A 25,092-nucleotide genomic window follows, 5' to 3' on the forward strand; every position below is an offset into this window, starting at 1 on the left:
GAGAGCGGGGCGCCGTCGCCCCGCGAGCCGTGGTTGGACTCAGGGTCCTGACGGCTGGGGCCGCCGCGCAAGGCGGCTTCTGCCAGGCGGAAGTGCTTCAATAAAAGGGCTGGTCAGAGCCCTGGTCTGCGTGTTGCTGAGCACTGGCAAAGTGGCGGAGTGGCGCCGCTGGGCGGTTTGCTCCCGGGGCGGCCGCAGACGGTCGTGGCGAACACGTCCGCTCGCGCCGCTGCCCCGATTCCGTTGGCGGCGATCACCTTCTTGGTCTGTGCCTGGGACTGTCTACCCCCACGGCCCCCACAGTTTCTGGGCCTCGCCCATGGAGCCGGAGAGGCGGCGACGTGGACGCGTTTCGCCGCGTCGTGGCTCGCGGAACAGATCAGTGCTCCCACGCATCACGGAGTTTGACGGGCGTCGACCGGTCCGGACAATTCGGCTTCCCGTCTGTGGAGTCCGTTCGCCAACGGCACTCGCGCGCGGCGCCCGCCGCACCGACCGCCCCGACCGGAACGGGTTGAACTGAGCCCGGCGGCACCGGAGTTCGCTTGCCTGACAACTTCGACGCGGACGCCCGTCCTCAGGCATGACCGGCTGACGATTCGTCAGGATGGTCGCCAGAGATGGTCGCCAGAGTAGGGTGGCGGACGGAGTAGTTTGAAATCTTAAACGTCTACCCAATGGGAGAACGTCATGCGCGTCGCGATCAGCGGGTCCACGGGACTCATCGGCTCCGCCCTCACCCGCTCACTGCTCGCCGACGGTCATCGCGTGGTGCGCCTGACCCGTCCCGCGACGGTGTCCTCGCCGGCCGACGGCAGTGAGTGGGCGCACTGGGACCCCGCCGGCGGCCGGCTGGATCCGGCTGTCCTGGACGGTGTCGACGCCGTGGTGCACCTGGCCGGAGCCGGAGTCGGCGACCGGCGGTGGAGTGAGGCGTACAAGCAGGAGATCCGCCGGAGCCGACTCCTGGGGACGCAGGCCATTGCCCAGGCATGCGCCGAGTCGGCCACACCGCCCCGAGCCCTGGTGTCGGCCTCCGCGACCGGCTACTACGGTGACACCGGCGACCGGGCCGTCGAGGAGAGCGAGCCGGCGGGGAGTGACTTCCTGGCCTCTGTCTGTGTCGACTGGGAGGCCGCTGCTGCACCGGCCGAGCGGGCGGGCGTGCGTGTGGTGCATCCGCGTACCGGACTGGTGGTCTCCGCCAAGGGTGGCGCCTGGGGCAAGCTGTTTCCGCTCTTCCGCCTGGGGCTCGGCGGACGGCTCGGCTCCGGTGACCAGTACTGGCCCTTCATCTCCCTGCCCGACCATATTGCGGCGCTGCGTTACGCGATCGACAACGAGGAGCTTTGCGGGCCGCTCAACTTCACGGGACCTGAACCGCTGACGAACCGTGAGATCACCCGCGCCATGGGCCGCGTGCTGCACCGGCCCACCCTCGCCGCCGTCCCGGCCTTCGCGCTGAAGGCCGTTCTCGGTGAATTCGCCTCGGGAGTCACCGGCAGCTGTCGCGCCGTCCCCACGGGGCTGTTGAAGGCGGGGTTCGCTTTCCGTCAACCCACCATTGAGGACGCCCTCCACTCGGCTCTGCAGCCGAACTGAAGAAGTGCATGATTCATACACTGAAGGTGCGGTTTCGACCGCAGCGGACGCAAGGTCACACTCACCGAGACCGGGCGGGCGTTCGCGACGGAGTGCCGCAAGCTCGTGGCGGCCGCGCAGCAGGCGCAGCAGGCCGCCACTCAGGCCGAGGCGGGGCTGGTCGGCACGCCTACGGATCGGAGTGGTGGCCTCGACGGTCGGCGAACCCCCGCTGGGCACTATCGCCGCTTTGCGGGAGGAGTGCCCTCGTGTCGAGTTGCAGATCTCGGAGGTCGACGGGCCGGGACATAGCCGCGGACCGGGCGGTCGGCCGACCGGGACAGCCGGGCCCCCTCCACGGCGGCCTGGGAGCTGTCCGCCGACGTCAACTCCTCCCCCGGGTCCGCGAGTTGGCCGACGAATCGCAGCCGACGGGCGGGACGCGGGCTGTGGACGGTGACCCCGGTCAGTTCGCGCACGGCGGCGAGCGCGCGCACATGGTTCTGCCCCGGCGGCCCCTGCGCCCCTGTCTTCGGCGACCAGGAACACCCACTGGTCCTCGAAGACGTCTTGGTCCTGGAAGACGTCGACGGACGGGAAACCGGAGATGACGCCATGCGGCAGAAACGCCCCCTTCGACGGTGCTCAACACAGTCGCGGGCTCTTCGGCGACGGCGATGTCGGGGGGCCGCTGGAAGCGCAGCAGGACGCCGGGGGCCTCGGCGAGCACCTCGCGTGCCGGCGCCGCGCCGAAGACGGTGACCGCGTAGTCGGAGGCGAGCAATGTGAACCGGCGTTCCTCGGTGGCCGGATCGAAGTCGGCCCGGCTGCCGAAGACCAGCTCCAACAGGTCGCAGGCGGCGGTGGTGCGGTTCAGCAGCATCATGCCCAGGGGTGTCAGCTCGTAAGGCCCGCTGCCGTGGACGAGAAGTTCGTCGCCGAAGTGTCGGCGCAGCTTCGCCGGCGCGGCGGCGCTCATCGCGGGCCGGCTGAGCCCGACGCGCCTAACGGCCCGGGTTACGTTGCGCTCCTCCAGCAGCGCCCGCAGCGCGGGCACAAGGTTGAGATCCAGGGCGGCCAGGTTCACGAGATCCCCCCGCCGCACGGACCGCATCAACTCATGGCGTCATCGGTGCTCGGGGATTCCGGGTTTCTGCGGCCGGTGCCGGGCCGCTTGGAGAGGCGTTCGATGTCGTGCGCAGTGATGATCCCGACGAGTCGGCCGCCGTCCGTGACCAGGATGGGCAGCCCGCTCTCCGGGCTCAGGCGGTCCAGGACTCCGCTCAGCGGTTCGTCCGCTGTCGCGAGGGTGCACCGTGACAGCGGGGACGCGACATCGCGTATGCGCAGCTCGTCGCGGCGCTCGGGCGGCACGGTGGAGGCCAGCCGGGCCGGCCGTACGACGCCGCTGGGGCGGCCGTCGAAGTCCACGAGCGGCACTGCCGAGTGACGTGCCTGGGGCGTCACGCCGGACGCTTCGGTGAGGAAGCGGTCCACCGTCAGCCAGTCCGGAGCAGTGACGACCGGACTGGTCATCGCCTCGCCCGTTCGCACGCCCCGCAGGGCCGCGTGGAGCTCGGCCCACCGCCGCTCGGCCCCGGCGGTGACCGCCACGAACATGCCGATGAGCACCAGCCACAGCCCGCCCGGGTTGCCCCTCACGAACACCAGCCAGCCCGCCCCGGCGAGCACCATGCCGATGACCTGGCCACTTCGCCCGGCCGCACGCTGGCCCCGGTCACGGTCACCGGTGCGCCACCACAGCGCGGCCTGCAGCACCCGGCCTCCGTCGAGCGGTGCGGCGGGCAGCAGATTGAAGACTCCCAGGAGCAGGTTCGTGCCGCCCAGCCACCACAGCACGGCGGTCGGTATCCGCCAGGCCGGCGACGCGCCCGCCGCGGCCGCGGCACCCAGAGCCGCCCCGCCCAGCAGCAGGCTGGCGAGCGGCCCGCTGAGGGCGACCGTGAACGCCGACCGTGCCGTCGTCGGCAGGCTCATTCGGGTCAGGCCGCCCAGCGCCCACAACGTCATGTCCTGCACGGGGATACCGGCCCGGCGCGCTGTCAGTGCGTGCGCCGCCTCGTGCGTCACGAGACTCAGCAGCAACAGCAGAGCACCGGCGACCCCGGCGACCGCGTACACCAGCGGTTCCTGGCCCGGCGCGTACGCGGGCAGTGTCCGGCTGCCCAGGCCGTAGGCGAAGAGCAGCATGATCAGCGGCACGCTCCAGTGGGCGCGCAACTCCAGCCCCCGGACGCTACCGATCCGGATCGAACCCTTCATCGTCATCACCCGCTTGCGGGGACACGGGGCGACACGGCGCACGGCCACCGGCCGGCTTCCGCCCTCTGCTCCCCATACGTCCATCGTCCGTCCGCCGCCCCAGGACCGGAAACCGTCTGTGGGTACGGCGTCGGCGCGCCCGGGGTGCCCTCCATGCCCTGGGCCGCCGCCCGCGATCACCGCCGCGCGGGCGGAAGCGGCGCCGCGGATCTACGGTGGTTCGAGAGATCGCCTGGGAAGCGAAGCTGCAGTGCGGAGGAGGCCGCGATGGAGGAGCAGTTCGTCTGGGTGACGACACGCCGTATCCGACCGGGGACGCTGGAGGAGTTCGAGCGTGCCTGGCGCCCCGACCCCTACCCGGAGGGCCTGCGGCGCGCCTACGCCTACTGGTCCGAGGACGCGCAGGAGATCACCGGGGTGTCGTTCTGGGACTCAAAGGAAGCATGTGACTCCTGGCGGGACTCCGAGCCGGAGGCTCGGCGGCGTACGGCCATGGCCCCGTACGTCGTCGAGGAGAAGGAGGGCTTCTACCGCGGTCGAGCGCTTGCCCTTCGCCACTAGAAAACGCACACCGACGGGCGATGGACGCCGAGCCGCCCCTTTCACTCGGTCGGATTCGCCCGTCTTTAGTGTATTTTCGTAACGTCGCCTGGATTGTCTACAGGTGGGAAGTGGTCCGAATGGCTCACGACGGTCGGAGTGACGACCTCATGGCACGCAGCCGTGAGCGCTTCCTGGCCGGTGAGTCGGCGGGCCCGGGGGTGCGAAGCGAGATCCTCTCCTCCTGGAGCCGCTGCCAGTCCCTGGGCCTGCTCCCGAGCCTCGGGACCACCTACCGGGGAGAACCCGACCTGAACACCGAGCTCGTCCACGCGGCGCAGCCGGTGCTCGACGGGTTGGGGGCCGCGATCGCCGACACCTGGTCGACCGTGATCCTTACCGATGGCGAGGGCCTGGTGCTCCGCTGCCTGGCCGGCGAGCCGCAGATGACCCGTTATCTCGACGAGGCGGGGGGAGGGGCTCCCGGCTTCAGCTTCCACGAGTCCTGCGCCGGTACGACGTCCATCGGGCTCGCGCTCGTGGAGCGGCGTACCAGCCATGTCTACGGTCATGAACACTTCGCTGACGCATGGGTCGTGCAGGGCTGCGTGGCCGTGCCCGTGCACGAGCCCTTGAGCGGGCGCATCGTCGGCATTGTGGACCTTGCGACCGAGCGGTCCGAGTTCACCCCGACGTTGGAAACCATGGGGCGCAACGCCGCTCACGCCATTGAACGAAGGTTGCTGGAGCAGAAGACCGACCGGGAGCGCGCACTGCTGCAGGCCTACATGCGCCATGCGCGGGCACCGGACTCCAGGGAAGGCAGGCGATGTCTCCTCGGCGCCCCGGCCGAGGAGATACTGAACGGGTCCGACCGGCTCATCCTGGAGGAGAAGGCGGCAGGACTGATCGCCTCGGGTCAAAGAGCCGCCATCCAGGTACCCGTCTCCGGCGGCCGGGTGGCCACACTTCTGGCGCGGCCGGTGGGCGACGCGGTCGAGGGGATCGCCGTCGAGGTCATCCTTCCCGCAGGCCGCGCGCTGTTCGTCACGGACCGGACGCCCGCTTCCAGGCCGGACGTGCCCCGGACCGACACGCTCGGGACGGCCGGGCTCCCCGGTGCCCGGAACGGCCCTCCCGCCACGGCTCCGTCGCCTGCCACGGTTCCGTCTCCCACGGCGGTTCCCTCTCCCACGGCGGTTCCCTCTCCCACAGCGGTTTCGACCCCCGGCGAGGACCGGCGGCAGCGCCACCGATGGCTGCTGACCGTCGGGGAACCGGGGGTCGGCAGGCTCGCCCTCACGGCGCGGCGCCGCCTGGAGCTGTTGCGCGAGTCCAGCCGCCGCATCGGCACCACCTTGGACGTGGTCCGCACCGCCGAGGAACTGGCCGAGGTGGTGGTCGAGAACTTCGCCGACGCCGTCACCGTCGACCTGTACCCTCCGGTGCTCCAGGGGGACGAGCCCTCGGCGGCCGACGGGCTGCTGATGCAGCGCGCCGCAGTGGGCGGGGTGGACGGGCTCCCCTTCCCCGGGGTGGACGAGCAGATCAGCTTTGACCCCACCGGCCCGCAGGCCCAGTGTCTGGCCAGCGGCTCTCCGACGATGGAGGCGGACCTGACGGCGGCGCGATGCTGGGCCACCCCTGACCCGGAACGCTCCGCGGAGATCCTCGACCGGGGCATACACTCCCTCATCAGCGTCCCGCTGAGCGCCCGCGGCGTGCCCCTGGGGGTGGCCAGCCTCTACCGCTCGCGACGATCCGCTCCCTTCGAGGACGACGACGCCTCCCTGGCCGCGGAGCTGGTCGCCTGCGCCTCGCTCTGCATCGACAACGCGCGCCGCTACACCCGCGAGCACGCCACGGCCCTCGCCCTTCAGCGCAGTCTGCTCCCGCAGGACCTGCCCGAACAGAACGCGCTGGAGGTCGCATACCGATATCTGCCCGCCCACATCGGAGTCAGCGGCGACTGGTTCGACGTGATCCCCCTGTCGGGGGCCCGCGTAGCGCTCGTCGTGGGCGACGTGGTCGGCCACGGCGTCCACGCCGCCGCCACCATGGGGCGGCTGCGCACCGCAGTGCACAACTTCTCCTTGTTCGAACTCACCCCCGACGAACTCCTCACGCATCTTGACGACCTGGTCGCCCGGATGGCAGGGGAGGAGAGCAGCATGGACGGCTTCATCGGAGCCACCTGCCTGTACGGGGTGTACGACCCGACAACGCGACGCTGCAGCCTCGCCCGTGCGGGACACCTGCCCCCGGCGCTCATCTCCTGCGACGGGACGGTGACCTTCCCCGAGGTACCCGCCGCGCCGCCGCTCGGCCTGGGCGGATTCCCCTTCGAGACGGTCGAGATCGAGCTACCGGACGCAAGCCAGCTGGTGCTCTACACCGACGGGCTCGTCGAGGACCGCGAACTGTGCATCGAGACCGCGCTGGAGGAACTCCGGCGGACTCTCGGCCACCCCGACCGCTCCCCTGAGGAGACCTGTCAGGCCGCCATCGCGGCCCTGCCGCAATCCCGGCCGAACGAGGACGACGTCACCCTGCTCGTCGTGCGCCCCCGCGGTCTGGACCCCTCGGACATGGCCTCCTGGGACGGCCTTCCCCAGGACCCGGCCATCGTGTCCGAGATCCGCGGTGCGGTCCTTCGGCAACTCGCGCGCTGGGAGCTGGAGGAGATCGGCTTCACCACCGAGCTGATCCTCAGCGAACTGCTCACCAACGCCATCCGTCACGCCACCGGACCCGTCTCGGTTCGGCTGCTGCGCGACCGGACGCTCATCTGCGAGGTCGCCGACACCAGCAGTACCTCCCCCCATCTGCGCCAGGCCACCACGACCGACGAAGGCGGTCGCGGCCTGTTCCTCGTCGCCCAGCTCGCCCAGCGCTGGGGAACCCGTCACACGCCCCGCGGCAAGGTCATCTGGGCCGAGCAGCCGCTGCCCGGGGGCTGACCCGCGGTCCGGCCGCCGATCCGCGCCCGCTCGCCGCACCGGGGAAGGCGCCACACGGAGGGACCCGGCCAGGCAGGAGACCATGGCTTTCGAATCTCAGTACGACTTCGTCATCGTCGGCGGAGGCTCCGCCGGATGCGCGCTGGCGGCGCGGTTCAGCGCAGATCCCGCAAACCGGGTGCTGGTGCTCGAAGCCGGGCGCCCCGACTACCCGTGGGACGTGCTCATCCACATGCCCGCGGCCCTGACCTTCCCCATCGGCAGCCGGTTCTACGACTGGAGGTACGAGTCCGAGCCGGAGCCCTTCATGCACGGGCGCCGGATCCACCACGCCCGGGGCAAGGTGCTCGGCGGCTCCAGCAGCATCAACGGAATGATCTTCCAGCGGGGCAATCCCCTGGACTACGAACGCTGGAGCGCCGACCCGGGCATGAAGACCTGGGACTACGCCCACTGCCTGCCGTACTTCAAGCGGATGGAGAACTGCCTCGCCGACCCGGAGGAGGACTTCCACGGCCATCACGGGCCGCTGGTCCTCGAACGCGGACCGGCCGGCAACCCGCTGTTCAGCGCCTTCTTCGAGGCCGTGCAGCAGGCGGGGTATCCGCTGACCGACGATGTGAACGGTTACCGCCAGGAGGGCTTCGCCCCGTTCGACCGCAATGTGCACCGCGGGCGCCGGCTCAGCGCCGCCCGCGCCTATCTGCACCCCGCGATGAGCCGCCCCAACCTGCGGGTGCGGACACGGGCGACGGTGACCCGGATCCTGTTCGAGGGCAGGCGGGCGGTGGGCGTGGAGTACAGCGCGTGGGGCCGCGGCGCGCTGCGGCGGGTACGCGGAGGCAGGGTGGTCCTGTGCGGCGGCGCCATCAACTCCCCGCAGCTCCTCCAGCTCTCCGGCGTGGGGAACACGGACGAGCTGGCACCGCTGGGCATCGCCCCCGTGCACCACCTGCCGGGCGTCGGTGAGAACCTCCAGGACCACCTGGAGGTCTATGTGCAGCACGGCTGCAGGCAGCCGGTGTCGTTGCAGCCGGCGCTCAAGCCGTGGCGGCGGCCCCTCATCGGCGCCGAGTGGCTGCTCCTGCACCGGGGTCCCGGGGCGACGAACCACTTCGAGGCAGGCGGCTTCGTACGGAGCAACGAGGATGTGTCCTACCCCAACCTGATGTTCCATTTCCTTCCCGTCGCCGTCCGCTACGACGGGTCCTCTCCCGTACAGGGGCACGGCTACCAGATGCATGTCGGACCCATGTACTCCGATGCCCGGGGATCGGTGAAGATCACCTCGCGCGATCCGCGCACGCACCCCGCGCTGCGGTTCAACTACCTGTCCACCGCCAGGGACCGCCGGGAGTGGGTCGAGGCGATCCGCATCACCCGGCACATCCTCGGCCGGCCCGCCTTCGAGGAGTTCAGCAGCGGTGAGCTCTCTCCCGGCCCCGGGGTCGAGACCGACCAGCAGATCCTGGACTGGGTGGCGGCCGATGGCGAGACCGCCCTCCATCCCTCGTGCACCTGCCGGATGGGCACCGACGAGGCATCGGTCGTGGACCCGGACACCATGGAGGTTCACGGCCTGGCGGGACTGTACGTCGTGGACGCCTCCGTGATGCCGTATGTGACCAATGCCAATATCTACGCCCCGGTGATGATGCTCGCCGAGAAGTCCGCCGACATCATCCTCGGAAACACGCCCCTGCCGCCCGATCCCGTCGAGTTCTACCGCCACACCGGCGACGGATGAGGCCGCCCGCTCACGGGCGCGTCCGTCACGGACGCACCGCTCACGGACGGGCTCGACGCGCCGTGCGGGAGGCACGGCGGTGGACGATGTAGAGGGCCCCGCCGACGGCGGTGATGACGGCGGGGACCAACAAGGCGCCCCACCGGTAGTACCACTGGTCACCCGGGTACACCGTGGCCCGCGGCCAGGCCACGTTCACGGTCATGGCCGTGCCGTACAGCACGGCAAGGAGGTTCACGGCGAGGCCCCAGCGGCCCAGGGAGAAGTACGGACCATGGTCGGCACGCGGCCATGTGCCGCGCAGTCGGCGCACCAGCATGGGGCCGGTGACCAGCAGATAGGGGACGTAGAACAGCACGATTCCGGCCGACGTCAGGGTGTAGAACAGGTGCCGGTTGCCGAGGTTGACCAGCAGCAGTGCGAGGGTCAGCAGACAGGTGAGGAGGGCCGGCACCACGGGGGTCCTGGAAAGCGGGGAGACCCGGGCGATGACCCGGCTGAAGGGCAGCCGGCGGTCGCGGGCCATGGAGAACAGCAGCCGGATGGCCGCGGTCTGCACGGCCAGGCAGCAGACGGTGACGGCGATCGCCACGCACACCAGGAAGGCGTTGCCGAGCCCGGTGCCGAGCGTGGACTTGACGAGGTAGGGCATGCCCAGGTCGCCCAGTTCCCGGGCCCCGATGTCGCCGACCGCCATCAACGCGACCAGCATCAGCAGCCCGCCGGCCACGAACGCCGCGACGAGCGCCCGCAGGATGGCGCGGGGTGCGTGGCGCCTGGGGTCTTTCGTCTCCTCCGCCAGCGCTCCTGCGGTGTCGAAGCCGTAGAAGACGTACGCGCTTGCGAGAGAGGCGACAAGGAACGCGCCGGTATAGCCCGAGGAATGGCCGGCACCGGTGCCCTGGGTCTGCAGGACGACCTGCGGTCCCCGCTTGACATGCATCGCCAGCATGGCGATGAGCAGGGTCACGGCGACCAGCTCGATCAGCACGCCGAAGTCGTTGATCCTTGCCATCAGCCGGACGCCGCAGATGTTGACCACGGTGGTGAAGACCACCAGGCCGAGGGCGAGCAGGATGGCGTTCTCGGCACCGCCGCGGGTGTTGGTCAGGCCTGCGTCGTCGGGGCTGCCGAGGATCTGGAAGGCCGCCGAGATCTGCGGCAGTACGACCTGGTAGGCGACCGCGACGGCGGCTGCGGTCACCACCGCGCCGCCGGCCATGATCCAGCCCGACAGCCATGAGGTGAGGGGCCGGGCGAGCTGCTTCGACCACTGGTACACCGAGCCGGCCAGCGGGAACTGCCCGGCCATCTCGGCGAAGCACAGGGCGACGGCGAGTTGCCCGAGGAACACCAGCGGCCAGCTCCAGAAGTACGCCGGTCCGCCGGAGGTGAGGCCGAAGCCGAAAAGCTGGAACACTCCGGTCAGGACCGAGATGTAGCTGAAGCTCGCGGCGAAACTGGACAGCGGTCCGAGCCAACGCTCCAGCTCCTGGCGATAGCCGAACCGCGCCAGGTCATTGCTGTCGTCGCCGGGCACCTCGGGAGGATGGCTTCTGAGGATCCTCACGGTTCCCATGATGGCTCCATGGTCACCTGCGGCACGTACCGGATCGTGGCGGGTCGGAGATCATCGAGGGATCGCCGGTCAGGGCGGCTTCTGCCGGAGGGCGCGGGTTTGCGAAGCGGTCTTGGCGAGGTTTTGGCGGGCCTCGGGTGAGACCTTGGCCGGTCTTACATCTGTCGTACCGACGACTTTCACATGAGCGCCACCGCACCCTTTCCTGACGTTTGGTGGTCCTGGAACACTCCCTTCGCGCAGGTTCCCTCACCATCGGGCGTCACATGCCCCGTCAGGACAAGAGGTCACCCCGTCATGCCTCATGTGAATCGGCGCCGCTTCCTCCAACTCGCGGGCGGTACCGCCGCGTTCACGGCGCTCTCCACCAGCATCGAGCGCGCCGCGGCCCTTCCCGCGCACTACCGTTCCGGCACCATCGAGGACGTCGAGCACATCGTCGTCCTGATGCAGGAGAACCGTTCCTTCGACCACTACTTCGGCACGCTGAGAGGTGTCCGCGGCTTCGGCGACCCGCGCCCGGTGACCCTCCAGAACGGCAGGTCGGTCTGGCACCAGTCGGACGGCACCAAGGACATCCTGCCGTTCCACCCCGACGCCGACGACCTGGGCATGGCGTTCATCCAGGACCTCCCGCACGGCTGGAACGACGGGCACGCCGCCTTCGACGGGGGCAAATACGACAAGTGGGTGCCCGCCAAGTCCTCGACGACGATGGCGTACCTGAAGCGCGAGGACATACCGTTCCACTACGCGCTCGCCGACGCCTTCACCATCTGCGACGCCTACCACTGCTCGTTCATCGGCTCCACCGACCCCAACCGCTACTACATGTGGACGGGTTACACGGGCAACGACGGCCGGGGCGGCGGCCCGGTCCTCGGCAACGACGAGGTCGGCTACAGCTGGACCACCTACCCCGAGCGCCTGGAGAAGGCGGGGGTCTCCTGGAAGATCTACCAGGACGTCGGCGACGGCCTCGACGCGAACGGCTCCTGGGGCTGGATCCAGGACGCCTACCGCGGCAACTACGGCGACAACTCGCTCCTCTACTTCACCCAGTACCAGAACGCCAAGCCCGGCGACCCGCTGTACGACAAGGCCCGCACCGGCACCGACGCCCGCAAGGGCGAGGGCTTCTTCGACCATCTCAAGGCCGATGTGAAGGGCGGCAAGCTGCCGCAGATCTCCTGGATCGTCGCCCCCGAGGCCTTCACCGAGCACCCCAACTGGCCCGCCAACTACGGCGCCTGGTACGTCTCCCAGGTCCTCGACGCACTCACCTCCGACCCGAAGGTGTGGGCGAAGACGGCCCTGTTCATCACGTACGACGAGAACGACGGCTTCTTCGACCACCTGATCCCGCCGTTCCCGCCGGGCTCCGCCGCGCAGGGCAAGTCCACGGTCGACGCCGGACTCGACCTCTTCACGGGCAACGCGAGCCACCCGGCCGGTCCCTACGGACTCGGGCAGCGCGTGCCGATGCTGGTGGTCTCGCCCTGGAGCAAGGGCGGCTTCGTCTGCTCCGAGACCCTCGACCACACCTCCATCATCCGGTTCATGGAGAGCCGTTTCGGCGTGCACGAGCCGAACATCTCGCCCTGGCGGCGCGCGATATGCGGTGACCTGACCGCGGCCTTCGACTTCTCGCACAAGGACACCAAGCCGGTGGCGCTCCCGGCCACCGACGGCTACCAGCCGCCGGACCACAACCGCCACCCCGACTATGTGCCGACCCCGCCCGCCAACCCCGTCCTGCCTAAGCAGGAGCGCGGACTGCGGCCCACCCGCCCGCTCAAGTACGCGCCCGTCGTGGACGGGGCGGCGGACAGCGCGGCCGGGACGTTCACGCTGGCCTTCGCTTCCGGGGCGCACGCCGGAGGTGCCTTCCTCGTCACGTCCGGCAACCGCACCGACGGCCCGTGGACCTACACCACCGAGGCCGGCAAGACCGTGTCGGACACCTGGAACTCGGCGTACTCGAACGGCTCGTACGACCTCACCGTGCACGGCCCCAACGGCTTCCTGCGCGTCTTCAAGGGCCCCGGCAAGCAGGCCGGACCCGAGGTCACGGCCCGGCACACCGGCGACGACGTGGAGCTGACCTTCACCAACAAGGGCTCCGGCACGGTGCGGCTCACGGTGGCCTGCGGGTACGGCGGGCAGGCGAAGACCGTCACGGTACGGGCCGGTGCCACGGTGAAGTACACCGTCGACCTGGGCTCGAGCAGGCGCTGGTACGACCTCACCGTGACGTCCGACGCCGACGCGTCCTTCCTGCGCCGCTTCGCCGGGCACGTCGAGAACGGGCGGCCGGGCGTGAGCGATCCCGCGATCGCCACGCAGTAGGGCACCCGGCAAAAGGTGTACGCGCGATGAATCCCGTATCGCGGGGGCTGGCCAGGTACCGGTGCGCTCGGGGTAGTGTGCCCCGGTGACCACGCAATCGAACACTCCTGCAGGCTGGTACCCGGATCCGCATGGTGCGCCCCAGACCCTGCGGTACTGGGACGGCGCCCAGTGGACCCAGCACACCCACGCCGACCAGCAGGGTCAGGCCGCCGCCCAGGTGCCCCACCAGGCACCCCCGGTGCAGCAGCCGCAGCAGGCGTACGGTCAGCAGGCCGCGGGCCCCGATCCGCGGGTTCAGCGCCAGGTACAGCAGCAGGCCGGGGTCGCTCCCAGCGGCCCCGGCGGCGGCACCCTGTTCAGCGAGCCGGTGCTGGTCGTGAACCAGAAGGCCAAGCTGATCGAGCTGACGAACGAGTACAGCGTCTTCGACCAGAACGGCAACCAGATCGGTTCGGTCACGGAGGTCGGGCAGAGCACGTTGAAGAAGGCGTTGCGCTTCGTCTCCAGCCTCGACCAGTACATGACGCACAAGCTGGAGATCCGTGACGCCTACGGGCAGCCGCAGTTGGTGCTGACCCGTCCCGCGAAGTTCATCAAGTCGCGGGTGATCGTGGAGCGTCCCGACGGTCAGGTGGTGGGCGAGATCGTCCAGCAGAACATGATCGGGAAGATCAACTTCGCGATGAACGCGAACGGCCAGCAGGTCGGGGCGATCAAGGCGGAGAACTGGCGCGCCTGGAACTTCGCGATCGTCGACCACGCGGACAACGAGGTCGCTCGTATCACCAAGACCTGGGAAGGTCTGGCCAAGACGATGTTCACGACCGCGGACAACTACGTCCTGCAGATCCACTACCAGCTGCCCGAGCCGCTGCTGAGCCTGGTCGTGGCGACGGCGCTGACCGTCGACACGGCGCTCAAGCAGGATGCCCGGGGTCTCGGCTGAGCTTCCGTCACTTCCACTGTTTCCAGTACGACGAGGGCGGCCGGCGTGTGTGAACACGCCGGCCGCCTTTTCGTTCAGAGCGCGGTGAGGTGCTCCGAGGACGGGGGCGTCGGCTGCGGGGGCAGCAACGACGGCTCGTAGGGTGCGGGTCGGGGCTCCAGCGCGAGCACCGCCGCGACCGGGTGGTCCTCGCCCGCGGACGCCACGGCCAGGTCCGGCGCGGACCGCGACAGTGTCACCACACCCCACGACGCCAGGATCGCCCCGGCCGCCGTCAGGAGCAGGCCCGCCGCGCCGCCCTGGAGGCGTTCGCCCAGGAGGGAGAGGCCGATCACCACCGCCGCGACCGGATTGGAAAGGGTCACCAGCGCAAGCGGTGCGCCGAGGCCGTCCCGGTACGCGGCCTGCGACAGCAGCAGGCCGCCCGTCGCGAACACCGCCACCAGCAGCGCCACCACGACGACCTGCGGGCTGAGCACCGGTCCCGAGCGGTCCGTCGCCGCCACCGTCACCGTCTGCGTCAGCGCCGAGGCGACGCCCGACGCGAACCCGGAAGCCGTCGCGTGCCGCAGTCCGGGGCGGGCGCCCACGGGGGACCCCCATGACCGGGGGAGCGACAGGGCGCCGATCAGGACCGCGGTCGTACCGGCCACAGCCAGCGCCTCCGGAAGGCTCAGGATGTGATCGGGCTCGGGCCCGGACGCCGTCACCAGTAGCGCGGCCAGACCGATCAGCGTGAGCGCGGTGCCCCGCCACTCCGCCGCGCCGACCTTCCGTCCCGCCGCCCGTGCCCCCAGCGGCACGGCGGCCACCAGGGTGAGCGCGCCGAGCGGCTGGACCAGTGTCAGCGGACCGAACTTGAGAGCGGCGACGTGCAACAGCGCGGCGGAGGCATTCAGCACGACCGACCACCACCAGGCGCCGTGCGTGAGCAGCCGCAGCACGCCCGCGCCGGAACTGCGGGCGGCGAGCCGCTCCTGAGCCACTGCGGCGGCCGCGTATGCGACGGCGGAGAACAGGGACAGGGCGACGGCGAGGATCGTGGCGCTCATCGGCCCGCTCCCACCAGGCCGGAACCGCCGCCCGCCGTGCCCCGGACGGCCGATGGGCTCTCGGTGACCGGCTCGGCGGGCCTCGGTGACGGCACGCCGCGCGCCACCGTCACGGTCGGGCGGCGCCGCACCGACGACGGTGCGCGGGCCACCGCGAGCGCGATTCCCAGCAGGACGGCCGCCACGATCGCGTCAAGCCAGTAGTGGTTCGCCGTGCCGACGATCACCACCAGGGTCACCAGTGGATGCAGCAGCCAGAGCCCGCGCCACCGGGACCGGGTCGCCGCGATCAGGCCGATCGCGACCATCAGCGCCCAGCCGAAGTGCAGCGAGGGCATCGCCGCGAACTGGTTCGACAACGAGTCGGTCTCCGGCTCGGCGTCGTACACGGTCGGCCCGTACATCTGTCCGGTGTCCAGCAGGTGCGCCACGTCGAGCATCCGCGGCGGGGCGAGCGGAAACGTGAGGTGCAGTGCCAGCGCGGCACCGGTGACCAGGGCGAGAACCCGGCGGGCCCACAGATAGTGGTCCGGCCGGCGGATGTACAGCCAGACCAGGAAGGCCGCGGTGGCCGTGAAGTGGACGGCCACGTAGTAGACGTTCGCGGCGCGGACGAGGGTGTCGCCGTGCAGCAGTGCGGACTGCACGGCGCCCTCGCCCGGCAGATGCAGGGAGCGTTCCCAGTCCCAGACGCGGTGTGCGTTGCGGAGGGCCTCGGCGGTGTGGCCGTTCGCGAGCTGCCGGCCGAACTTGTAGACGAGGAAGAGCCCTGCGACCAGCAGGAGCTCACGGACGAGAGGCGGCCGGCGTATCGCGGCTGCCTCACCTCTTTCAGGCTCGGTACGGGAATCCATCCCCCGGCCCCTTTGCTGACGGTACATGCGCGGGTGGTGCGTGGTGAGCCCAGGAAAGGGTCCACTCGACAGACGAGTGGGTCCTGTCCAAGGCTCATCGATACGCCAGTGTACCGATACGCTCGGGTACCGGTACACTGGCGTATCGATATACTGATGTGAAGCGGCCCACCCGGCCGGGACCACGACGGAGGAGCAGAAGCCATGACGTCGCAGGCAGCGGACGCACCGGAGACGGGTGTCGCCTCGCGCCGCTCCAAGCTCACGCCCGAGCGTGAGCAGGAGTTCTTCGACGCCGTGCTCGAACAGATCCGCGAATGCGGTTACGAGGCGGTCACCATGGAGGGCGTCGCCGCCAGCACGCGGTGCAGCAAGTCGACGCTGTACCGGCAGTGGAAGACGAAGCCCCAGTTCGTGGCCGCCGCTCTCCGGGCCAACCGCTGTGTGCGGTTCGCAGGTGTCGACACCGGGTCGCTCGCCGGGGATCTGCGTGCCGCGGCGCGTGCCGCGGCCGAGTGGGCCAACCGCGACACCAAGCTTCACCAGGCCCTCGGCCCCGCCGTGATGCAGGACCAGAAGCTCGCGCAGGCGTTGCGCGAAGCCCTCATCGAGCCCGAGATCAGGGCGCTGCAGGAGATCCTCCGGCGCGGCGTGGCGCGCGGGGAGGTACCGGCCGACCATCCGGCGCTGGAGTACGTCCCGGCGCAGATCATGGGCGTGCTGCGTGTCCGCCCGATGCTGGAGGGGCGGTACGCGGACGAGGAGTACCTCACCCGCTTCGTGGAGGCGGCGGTGCTCCCGGCACTCGGACTGACCTAGAGACCGGGTCGCCGTCCGTGGGATGACCGGACGTCGACTCGCTCGCGCCGCACCGTGGGGACGGGGGCGGCGCGCACCCCCGGCCGGGTGGGGTTCCTCTTGAGCGGAGGGGAGCCCCGCCCGGCCGCATCATGTCCGGCCGGGGACGAGCGGGCGGCGGCTCAGACCCTCTGCCCGTTGCCGCCGGCCGACGCCGCCTTGATGCCCTTGGTGATCTGGTCCAGTACGGACAGCTTGGGGGCGTTCGACCCGACGTCGATACCGAAGCGGACCACGACGAGCTGCTGGGAGGCGGTGGGCGACGGGAAGACCAGGGATTCGACGTAGCCGTCCGCACCCTTGCTGGTGATCGCCTTCCAGCGGACCATGTAACCCTTCTGACCGGCCACGGTCACTGCCTGGGAGGCCAGCACCTGGTGCGAGGTGATCCCGCCGTAGGAGGTGCCGCCGTACGACTCCGCGGCGTTCCTGGCGATGTCCTGCTCGGCCGCCGCCTCCGCGGTGGTGGCGGTCAGCCCCTTGTCCTGTGCGGACGCCGAGTACGCGCCACCGGTGTTGCAGGTCTTCGACGTGTCGCCGGGGCACTTGTACGTGCCGTTCGACTGGATCGCCGCACCCGAGTCGATGGTCCCGCCGGTCCAGCCGTCGGGCACGGGGATGCTGATGCCGTTGAACGGGTCGGTGGCGTAGCCGTCCTGGATCTGCGGCTGCCCGGACTGACCGGGCGCGGGGGCTTGGCCTCCGGAGCCTCCGGAACCGCCTGACCCGCCCGACCCGCCCGAACCACCGGATCCGCCCTGGCCGCCGAAGGGACCGCCCTGGCCTCCTTGCCCCTGGCCGCCGAAACCGCCTGGGCCGCCCGGCCCCTGGGAGTTCGCGGAGTTCCTGCTGCCGCCGTCGTTCGCCGTGAGCGCATAGACACCGCCGCCTATGGCTGTGAGCACCGCGACCGCCGCGGCGACGGCTATCCCGGTCCGCACCCCGCGCCGCGCGGGGGCGGGCTGGGCGCCGGGATACGGGTACGGCACGACGGCGTACGGCTCGCCCGGACGGGCGCCGACGACCGGCGGCTGCGCCGGCGGACCCCACGCGGCGGCCGGATCCGCGGGGCGGGTCCGGTCCGTCCATGCCTTGCCGTCCCACCAGCGCTCGGTGGCGGGTCCGTCACTTGTCTGCCCGGGGTCGGGGTACCACCCGGGAGGAGTCACCTGCGTCATGGACCCACCGTATGAGGCATGCGTGAAAGGGGGATGAGAGAGGGCACGGGCCCGCATGCAGGATTTTCGGGCGGCGCGACCATCTTGGAAAATTGGCGACATTTCCGGGAGGCTTGACTGTCAGTTACTTTCACCGGGGCTGGTCGGCGGCTCGCCGCGTCGCCCCGGGACACCCCGCGTCACCCATCACGGCAACAGGTGTCCCGACCTCCCTCCACCGGTGCCCGAGGACGACTAGGCTCCATGCCTGTACGTCGTTTGGGCGACCTGGGGAGGTACCGGGATGACGAAGGCACGGCCCGGCGCGGCCGCCTCGGCTTCCCTGTGGGAACGCCAGGCGGAACTCGCCGCCGTCACGGAAGCGGTCGACGCCCTGCGCGACGACTCCTCGGGATCGGGGCGCCTGCTGGTGTTCGGTGGGGAGGCCGGCATCGGCAAGACCGCGCTCCTCGCCGAGACACGCCGTATCGCCGAGAAGCGCGGCTGCACGGTCTGGTCGGCACGCGGCGGCGAGACCGTCACGTCCGTCCCCTTCAATGTCGTACGCCAGCTGCTCCAGCCCGCGCTCGTCTCGCTGATGCCGGAGGAGGCGCGGGAATACCTGGGCGACTGGTACGACGTCGCTGGCCCCGCCCTCGGTATAACGGAACCCGGTGAGCGGCAGGCCGACCCCCAGGGCGTGTGCGACGGCCTCGTCGTGGCCGTCACCCGGCTCGCCAAGCGTGATTGGCCCCTCGTCCTGCTCATCGACGACGCGCACTGGGCCGACCAGGAGACCCTGCACTGGCTGGCCGCGTTCGTCGAGCGCCTCGACGAACTGCGCGTGCTCGTCGTGGTCGCCCGCCGCCCCGGCGACGCCACCGACGAAGGCGCGCGCTTACTCGAGGCGGTCGCCGCGGCGGCCCGCCACCCGGCCGGCACGCTGAGCGCGCTCACACCCCAGGCGACGGCCGGACTCACCCGGGCCACGGTCGGGGCGCACGCGGACGACCCGTTCTGCCGCGAGGTGTGGGCCGTGACCGGCGGCAACCCGTACGAGACCGTCGAACTCCTCGCCAAGGTCCAGGACAGCCAGCTCGAACCGGTCGAGGCCTCGGCCGCCGAGCTGCGCGCCCTGAACCGCTCGGCCCGCGGCAACGGCCTCGTCGCCCGCCTGGAAGGCCTCGGCATCGACGCCACCCGGTTCGCCTGGGCCGCCGCCATCCTCGGCACCGGCATCACCGTGGACCTGGTGGCCCGGCTCGCCACCATGCGTCGCGACGAGGCGGGGCGCTGTGCCGAACTCCTCTGCGCCGCCCGTATCCTCACCGAGCCCGACCCGGCCACCCGTCAGGCGGACGACGGGGAGCTGGAGTTCGTCCACCCGCTGATCGCCAGCGCCGTCTACCGCTCGATCCCGGACGGACTGCGTACCGCGATGCACGGCATCGCCGCGCAGGTCGTCACCGACTCCGGGCTCGGCCCGGCGGCCGCCTCCCGGCACCTCCTCGAAGTGCACCCGGACGACGACGAGGAACTCGTCGAGCAGATGCGCGAGGCCGCGCGCGAACACCTCGCCGTCGGCGCCCCCGAGGCGGCCCGCCGCTGTCTGGAGCGAGCCCTGCTGGAGCCGCCGCTGCCCGAGGCCCACCCGTATGTGCTGTACGAACTCGGCTGCGCCACGCTGCTCACCTCACCCGCCACCACCATCGACTACCTGCTGTCGGCCCTCGCCATGCCGGGTCTGGAGGGTGACGACCGGGTACATGCCGTCTACCGCCTCTCCCAGGCACTCGTGCACAACGACCAACTGGACGAGGCCATTCGCGCCGTCGACGCGGAAGCCGCCCTCCTCGAACCCGGTCCCTCCCGCATGCGCCTGCAGGCCGTGCACTACATGTGGGAAGGCATCCACGCGGGCGAGGAGGACTCCCCGGCCCGCTCCCGGGAGCTGGCCGATCTCGCCCGCACCTGCACCGGACGGGACAATTCCGAGCGGGCCCTGCTCATCCTGCGCGGCTTCGACGCGATGACTCACGGCGAGAACGCGGAGGAGGTCGTGGAGCTGTGCGACCGCGCCCTCGTCAACGGCCGCCTCGCCCCCGGACTCGGCTGGACCGACACCGAGTGGGGCATCGAACTGCTGCTGATGCTGGGCAGCGCATACGCCTACACGGACCGCCTCGACCGGGCCGAGAGCCTGTTCACCGAGGGGCTGCGCGCCTACGAGTCCGCCGGCTGGAGCGGCGGCCACCTTTCCCTCGCGCACGCCTACGTCGGACTCGGACACCGCAGGCGGGGCCGCCTCAGGGAGGCGGAGACGTCCCTGCGCGCATCGCTGCGCCTCGCGGAGCGCGTCGGCCGCGGACTGCCCCTGTACTGGTCCGCGACGTGCGGACTCGTGGACACCCTGCTCGCCCGTGGGCACGTCGAGGAGGCCTGGTCGATCGCCGAGCGGTACGGCTTCGCACCGCCGTACCCGTCCACGATCGTCCTGCCGGACACCCGTTCCGTCCGCGGCCGGCTGCTCCTCGCCGTCGGCCGGACCGAGGAGGGCGTCAACGAACTGGAGGCCGCCGAGAAGGCGTCCGGCGGACGCGGCCACAACACCGTGCTGGCCCCTTGGGCGGGAGACCTCGCCCGCGCACTGGCCACCGAGGATCCGCGTCGCGCCGCCGAACTGGCCGCCACCGCCCGCCGGAAGGCCGAGCTCTTCGGCACGGACACCGCGATCGGCGAGGCCCTCCGGGTCGCCGCCGCCCTGGAGACGGGCCAGCGCGCCGTCACGCTGTACGCGCAGGCGGTCACGTATCTGGAGGCCTCACCCTGCGCGTACGAGCATGCGGCGGCCCGCATCGAGTACGGGATTGCCACGCGGTCGGTGGCCGAGATCAAGCGGGGGCTGACATTGGCGCGGTCGTGCGGGGCGGACGGGCTGGCGGCTCGGGCCCAGGAGGTTCTGGACAACGGGCGGGGGCTTCGCTGACACTTCGCTATCGAATACTTGCCCAGTGCTCCGCCCTTCAGGGAGGAGGTGCAGGGCATCCTCGCTCTTGCGGCCCTGAGGGTCGCGGAATCATGGCGGTATCGCCTTGTCCGGCAAGGCAGTTGTCGGACCTACCGCCGGACGGGCGGGAAGTCAGGCCTGTGGAGGTCTGGTAAGACCGGTCCTCACGGACCGGCACGGACCCGTGAAGCAGGAACCCCAGGTGGTATCGCGAGGCGGTACGGACCGGAATCTCCAGTCCTTGGGCTGGAGAGGACGTCAAAGCGCGAGCAGTTGGTCGGTGACCGCCGCCAAGCGTTTCTGGACCTCCCGGTCGTACGTCTGCTCGTGCGCCCGGGACGGCCGGATGCCGTCGAAGTAGCCGCCGGTGCCCACATCCTGCGTCGCCAGTGCCAGGACGCCGGGCGCGCCGTCCGCCACCGTGTTCCACGGAGTGATCCCGCCCTCGCGGACCATCGCGGTGTCCATGTAGGTCGCGGGATGCAGGACGTTCACCGAGACACCGCTGCCCTGGAGCTCCTCGGCCAGCGCGAACGTGTACGCCGCCAGGGCGAACTTGCTGCGGCAGTACGCCGAGACGCCGCTGTAGCCGCGCGTCAGCTCGGGGTCGGCGAAGTCCAGGGGCTCCTGGCCCACGGAGCCCACGTTGACGATCCGGGCGGGGGGATTCGCCTGCAGCACCGGCAGCAGAGCCCGGGTGAGGGCGACCGGCGCAAGGTAGTTGACCGCGAGGCGCAGTTCGTGCTCGTCCGCGCTGACCTCACGGCCGGAGCCGCGCGGGCCGCCGCCCACGCCCGCGTTGTTGATCAGGACGTCCAGCCGGGGATGCGCGGCGGCCACCTCCTCGCCGAGCCGCCGCACCTGGGCGAGCGAGGCCAGGTCGGCCACGAAGCCATGGGCCTCGCCCTCGGTGCGCAGCTCCGCGACAAGCCGCTCGGTGCGGCCCCTGTCGCGCCCATGGGCGAGGACGACATGTCCGGAGCGGACCAGTTCGAAGGCGATGTACCGGCCCAGACCGGAGGTGGTGCCGGTGATCAGAACAGTGGACATGCCTCCACCCTATGCACGGGGTGGAGGCATGTGAGAGGTGCTGTTGAAGCTACGACTGGCAGGGTCACCCTGCGGCCGTGTCCTCCTCCGCCAGCACCCGCTGAGCCACCGCGAACGCCGAGTTCGCCGCCGGCACACCGCAGTAGACCGCCGACTGCAGCAGAACCGCACCGATCTCCTCATGCGTCAGCCCGTTGCGCCGCGCCGCCCGGACGTGCATGGCCAGCTCGTCGTAGTGGCCGTGCGCCACCAGCGCCGTCAGCGTGATCATGCTCCGCTCGCGGCGGGACAGGGTCGGATCGGTCCAGATCTCGCCCCAGGCGTAGCGGGAGATGAAGTCCTGGAAGCGGGCGGTGAAGGGCGATTGGCGCGCCTGGGCCCGGTCCACGTGCGCATCACCCAGGACTTCGCGGCGCACCTCCATGCCGCGCTCCGGGGTTCCCGAGAAGTGCGCCCGCAGCGCCGCCAGGACGGCCTTCGGACACTGCGCGGGTGCCAGATGCGAGGCGCCCGGGATCTCGACCAGCGCGGAGCCGGGCACCGCGTCCGCGATCTCCCGCAGATGCGCCGGCGGCGTCGCCGGATCCTCGCGGCCCGCGATCAGCAGCGTCCGCGCGGTGATCGACGGCAGACGGTCGCGGATGTCGAACGCGGCGAGCGCGTCGCAGCAGGCGGCGTACGCGGCCGGGTCCGCGTCCCGGTGGTCCTGGACGAGGCGTGGCACGGTGAACCCGGATGTGAACCAGCGGGAGTCGGCGGTCGCCGCGACCGGCGCCGGCCCCTCCCGGCGGACCAGCGCGGCCCGCTCCTCCCACGGCTTCGAGCCGTTGAAGTGCGCGGACGAACAGATGACGGCCAGCGACGTGACCCGCTCGGGGTGGTGCACGGCGAGGTGCAGCCCCACCGCGCCGCCGAGGGACACCCCGGCGTATGCGAACCGGTCGAGGCCCAGCGAGTCCGCGAGCGCCAGCACCAGGTCGGCAAGGTCCGCGACCGTCGCGCCCGGCCCGATGAGGTCCGGGGCCGAACCGCCGTGGCCGGGCAGGTCCCAGCGGACGACCCGGTGGGTGATGGACAACTCGGGCGCGACCTTGTCCCAGAGGGCGTACGAGGTCCCCAGCGAGGGTCCGAGGAGCAGCGGGGGAGCGGTTGCGGGGCCCTCTTCGTGGTGGTGCAGCAGCTTGTCGGTCACGAGCGCTCCAGGGCACGGTCGGTGAGGGCTCCGGCGGAGCCGGTGTAATGGGTCGGGTCGGTGAGGCTGTCGAGGTCGAGGTCCTTCAACTCGGGTTCCTCGGCGAGGAGTTCGGCGAGGGTGCGGCCCTCGGTGCGGGTACGCCGGGCGACCTCGGTGAGCAGCTCCTTGGCGCGGGCCCGGCCCAGCACGGGCGCCAGCTTCGCCGACAGCCGCTCGGAGACGATCAACCCATGGGTGAGCCCCAGGTGTTCACGCATCGCGTCCGCATTCACCCGGAGCCCTTCGGCCAGTTCCGCGGTGTCGCGCGCGGCGCCGCCCACCAGACGCAGCAGGTCGCGCAGCGACTCCCACTCGGCGTGCCAGGCCCCGGACGGACGTTCGTCCTCGGCCGCCAGCGATCCGTAGAGCGTCGCCGCGAGCTGCGGCGCCCGCCGGGCGGCCGCCGCGATCAGCGTCGTCCGCACGGGGTTCGCCTTGTGCGGCATAGCGGAGGAACCTCCGCCCGTACCCTCGGCGATCTCTGCGATCTCGGTGCGCGAGAGCGTCAGGACATCCGCGGCGATCTTGCCCAGCGCCCCGGCCGTGAAAGCGAGGCCGCCCGCGAGATCGCCGATCGGGGTGCGCAGGGTGTGCCAGGGCAACTCCGGTTCGGCAAGCCCCAGCTCATGCGCGTACGCGGCCAGGAGCGCGAGCGGGTCGGCCGAGCCGTAGGCGGTGAACGCGGCCAACGTTCCGGCCGCACCGCCCAGTTGAGCGGGAAGCCCGTCCCGTACGGCCCGCACCCGATCCCGTGCGTCCAGCACCAGCGACCGCCAGCCCGCCGCCTTCAGCCCGAAGGTCGTCGGCACCGCGTGCTGGGTGAGCGTCCGCCCCGGCATGACCGTGTCCCGGTGGTCCGCGGCGAGCCGGGCCAGCGCCCGACGGCCACGTTCCAGATCGGCCAGGACCAGGTCCAGTGTCCGAACGGCGACCAGCATCATCGCCGTGTCCATGATGTCCTGGCTGGTCGCGCCCCGGTGGACGTAGGGGCCGTGCTCGTCGCCGACCGCCTTCGTCAGATCGGCGACGAGCGGGATCACCGGGTTCCCGCCACTGCGGGCCCGTACGGCGATGTCGCGCGGGTCGAAGCGACCGGACTCGGCCGCCGAGGTCACCGCCGTCGCCGCCGCCATGGGAGCCAGTCCCAGCGCGGCCTGGGCTCGGGTCAGCGCGGCCTCCGCGTCGAGAAGCGCACGCAGATACGCGGTGTCGCTCGTCGCCGATGCGGCGGGGGAACCGGCCCACCCGGGGGCGAGCAGACCGGTGTCGGAGTCTTGGGGTGTCACTGGAACTCCAGGAAGACCGTCTCGCCTTCGCCCTGAAGGCGGATGTCGAAACGGTACGTCCCATTGCCCTCGTCCGTTGCGATCAGCGTGCCACGGCGGTCGTCGTCGAGCTGCGCGAGCAGCGGGTCGGCGGCGAGCACCGCCTCGTCGCCCGGCAGATAGATCCGGGTGAAAAGGTGTACGAGCAGACCGCGTGCGAAGACGGCCACGCTCATGTAGGGGGCGCTCTGCCCACGTGCGCCGGGCCGCAGCGTACGGGCGTACCAGTGGCCGTTGACGTCCGTCTGGATGCGGCCCCAGCCGGTGAACTCCACGCCGTTGCGGCCCAGGTAGCCGCCGGTCGACGGGTCGCGCCGGATCGAGCCGTCCATCTGCGGCAGACGGCCGTCCGGGTCCGGCCCCCACAGCTCCACGAAGGCGTCAGGCAGCGGGTTGCCCTCACCGTCGAGGATGTACCCCTGGAGGGTGATGGTGTCCGGGTGGCCTACCGGGGCTATGTCACCGCCGCCCGGGAACGGCAGCGCGTACCCGTAGAAGGGGCCGACCGTGTGCGACGGCGTGGGCAGCACGCTCTCGGGGCTGCTCGTGTCGATCTTCGTCATGGCA

17 protein-coding genes and 1 pseudogene are annotated in these 25,092 nt (G+C 71.0%); 8 read left to right on the forward strand and 10 right to left on the reverse strand.

Features of this window, described 5'->3' with window-relative positions; translation table 11 throughout:
- Positions 1–690: 690 nt before the first annotated feature.
- A complete protein-coding gene (locus tag ABT186_RS08325) occupies positions 691–1,602 on the forward strand; it encodes a TIGR01777 family oxidoreductase (protein ID WP_351234460.1) in 912 nt (303 codons plus the stop codon).
- A 507-nt stretch (positions 1,603–2,109) separates the two neighbouring features.
- Here ABT186_RS08325 and ABT186_RS08330 read toward each other — a convergent pair.
- Positions 2,110–2,668: pseudogene (locus ABT186_RS08330) on the reverse strand (LysR family transcriptional regulator); the annotation flags it as partial.
- Between the two features lie 26 nt (positions 2,669–2,694).
- Positions 2,695–3,864 (reverse strand): site-2 protease family protein, encoded by a 1,170-nt coding sequence (locus ABT186_RS08335; protein ID WP_351924174.1) that lies wholly within the window; start codon positions 3,862–3,864, stop codon positions 2,695–2,697.
- A gap of 267 nt (positions 3,865–4,131) precedes the next feature.
- On the opposite strand from ABT186_RS08335, the gene ABT186_RS08340 reads away from it, so the two are divergent.
- From ABT186_RS08340 to betA, 3 genes are all read left to right on the forward strand, one after another.
- Complete coding sequence (locus ABT186_RS08340) at positions 4,132–4,425, forward strand: hypothetical protein (RefSeq protein WP_351234456.1); 294 nt, start codon at positions 4,132–4,134, stop codon at positions 4,423–4,425.
- Positions 4,426–4,574: 149 nt separating this feature from the next.
- On the forward strand, positions 4,575–7,364 hold the full coding sequence (locus ABT186_RS08345) for a SpoIIE family protein phosphatase (protein ID WP_351924176.1): 2,790 nt from the start codon (positions 4,575–4,577) through the stop codon (positions 7,362–7,364).
- An 82-nt stretch (positions 7,365–7,446) separates the two neighbouring features.
- Complete coding sequence (gene betA, locus ABT186_RS08350) at positions 7,447–9,111, forward strand: choline dehydrogenase (RefSeq protein ID WP_351234452.1); 1,665 nt, start codon at positions 7,447–7,449, stop codon at positions 9,109–9,111.
- Positions 9,112–9,151: 40 nt separating this feature from the next.
- Here the strand turns inward: betA and ABT186_RS08355 are convergent, their stop codons facing one another.
- Positions 9,152–10,681: an APC family permease gene (locus ABT186_RS08355; RefSeq protein ID WP_351924178.1), complete on the reverse strand. Its 1,530-nt coding sequence runs from the start codon at positions 10,679–10,681 to the stop codon at positions 9,152–9,154.
- A gap of 306 nt (positions 10,682–10,987) precedes the next feature.
- Here ABT186_RS08355 and ABT186_RS08360 point away from each other — a divergent pair, with 306 nt between their 5' ends.
- Together ABT186_RS08360 and ABT186_RS08365 are read left to right on the forward strand one after the other, a co-directional pair.
- Positions 10,988–13,039: a phosphocholine-specific phospholipase C gene (locus ABT186_RS08360; protein WP_351924180.1), complete on the forward strand. Its 2,052-nt coding sequence runs from the start codon at positions 10,988–10,990 to the stop codon at positions 13,037–13,039.
- Positions 13,040–13,124: 85 nt separating this feature from the next.
- Positions 13,125–13,988 carry an LURP-one-related family protein gene (locus ABT186_RS08365; protein ID WP_351234446.1) on the forward strand — a complete coding sequence of 288 codons (864 nt, stop codon included), beginning with the start codon at positions 13,125–13,127 and terminating at the stop codon, positions 13,986–13,988.
- A 74-nt stretch (positions 13,989–14,062) separates the two neighbouring features.
- Here ABT186_RS08365 and ABT186_RS08370 read toward each other — a convergent pair whose 3' ends face one another.
- Positions 14,063–15,040, reverse strand: a complete 978-nt coding sequence (locus ABT186_RS08370; protein WP_351237807.1) for a DMT family protein — start codon at positions 15,038–15,040, stop codon at positions 14,063–14,065.
- Complete coding sequence (locus ABT186_RS08375; protein ID WP_351924182.1) at positions 15,037–15,894, reverse strand: phosphatase PAP2 family protein; 858 nt, start codon at positions 15,892–15,894, stop codon at positions 15,037–15,039. Before ABT186_RS08375 ends, ABT186_RS08370 begins: the two co-directional genes overlap by 4 nt.
- 204 nt (positions 15,895–16,098) lie before the next feature.
- Here ABT186_RS08375 and ABT186_RS08380 point away from each other — a divergent pair, with 204 nt between their 5' ends.
- On the forward strand, positions 16,099–16,713 hold the full coding sequence (locus ABT186_RS08380) for a TetR/AcrR family transcriptional regulator (RefSeq protein ID WP_351237803.1): 615 nt from the start codon (positions 16,099–16,101) through the stop codon (positions 16,711–16,713).
- A gap of 161 nt (positions 16,714–16,874) precedes the next feature.
- Here ABT186_RS08380 and ABT186_RS08385 read toward each other — a convergent pair whose 3' ends face one another.
- The gene (locus ABT186_RS08385; RefSeq protein WP_351924184.1) at positions 16,875–17,930 is read right to left on the reverse strand and encodes a DUF2510 domain-containing protein; all 1,056 of its coding nucleotides are present in this window, start codon (positions 17,928–17,930) and stop codon (positions 16,875–16,877) included.
- A 283-nt stretch (positions 17,931–18,213) separates the two neighbouring features.
- Here ABT186_RS08385 and ABT186_RS08390 point away from each other — a divergent pair, with 283 nt between their 5' ends.
- On the forward strand, positions 18,214–20,895 hold the full coding sequence (locus tag ABT186_RS08390; RefSeq protein WP_351924186.1) for an ATP-binding protein: 2,682 nt from the start codon (positions 18,214–18,216) through the stop codon (positions 20,893–20,895).
- Positions 20,896–21,174: 279 nt separating this feature from the next.
- Here the strand turns inward: ABT186_RS08390 and ABT186_RS08395 are convergent, their stop codons facing one another.
- The 4 genes from ABT186_RS08395 to pcaG form a co-directional block, all read right to left on the reverse strand.
- A complete protein-coding gene (locus ABT186_RS08395) occupies positions 21,175–21,966 on the reverse strand; it encodes an SDR family NAD(P)-dependent oxidoreductase (protein WP_351237473.1) in 792 nt (263 codons plus the stop codon).
- 64 nt (positions 21,967–22,030) lie between these two features.
- A complete protein-coding gene (gene pcaDC / locus ABT186_RS08400) occupies positions 22,031–23,158 on the reverse strand; it encodes a bifunctional 3-oxoadipate enol-lactonase/4-carboxymuconolactone decarboxylase PcaDC (protein ID WP_351237471.1) in 1,128 nt (375 codons plus the stop codon).
- Positions 23,155–24,486, reverse strand: coding sequence for a 3-carboxy-cis,cis-muconate cycloisomerase (gene pcaB / locus ABT186_RS08405; RefSeq protein WP_351924188.1), 1,332 nt, complete (start codon positions 24,484–24,486; stop codon positions 23,155–23,157). The genes pcaDC and pcaB overlap by 4 nt, the downstream gene beginning before the upstream one ends.
- Positions 24,483–25,088: a protocatechuate 3,4-dioxygenase subunit alpha gene (gene pcaG, locus ABT186_RS08410; RefSeq protein WP_351924190.1), complete on the reverse strand. Its 606-nt coding sequence runs from the start codon at positions 25,086–25,088 to the stop codon at positions 24,483–24,485. Before pcaG ends, pcaB begins: the two co-directional genes overlap by 4 nt.
- Positions 25,089–25,092 lie beyond the last annotated feature (4 nt).

Source organism: Streptomyces sp. NPDC001634, from assembly GCF_040298185.1.
Taxonomy (GTDB): domain Bacteria; phylum Actinomycetota; class Actinomycetes; order Streptomycetales; family Streptomycetaceae; genus Streptomyces.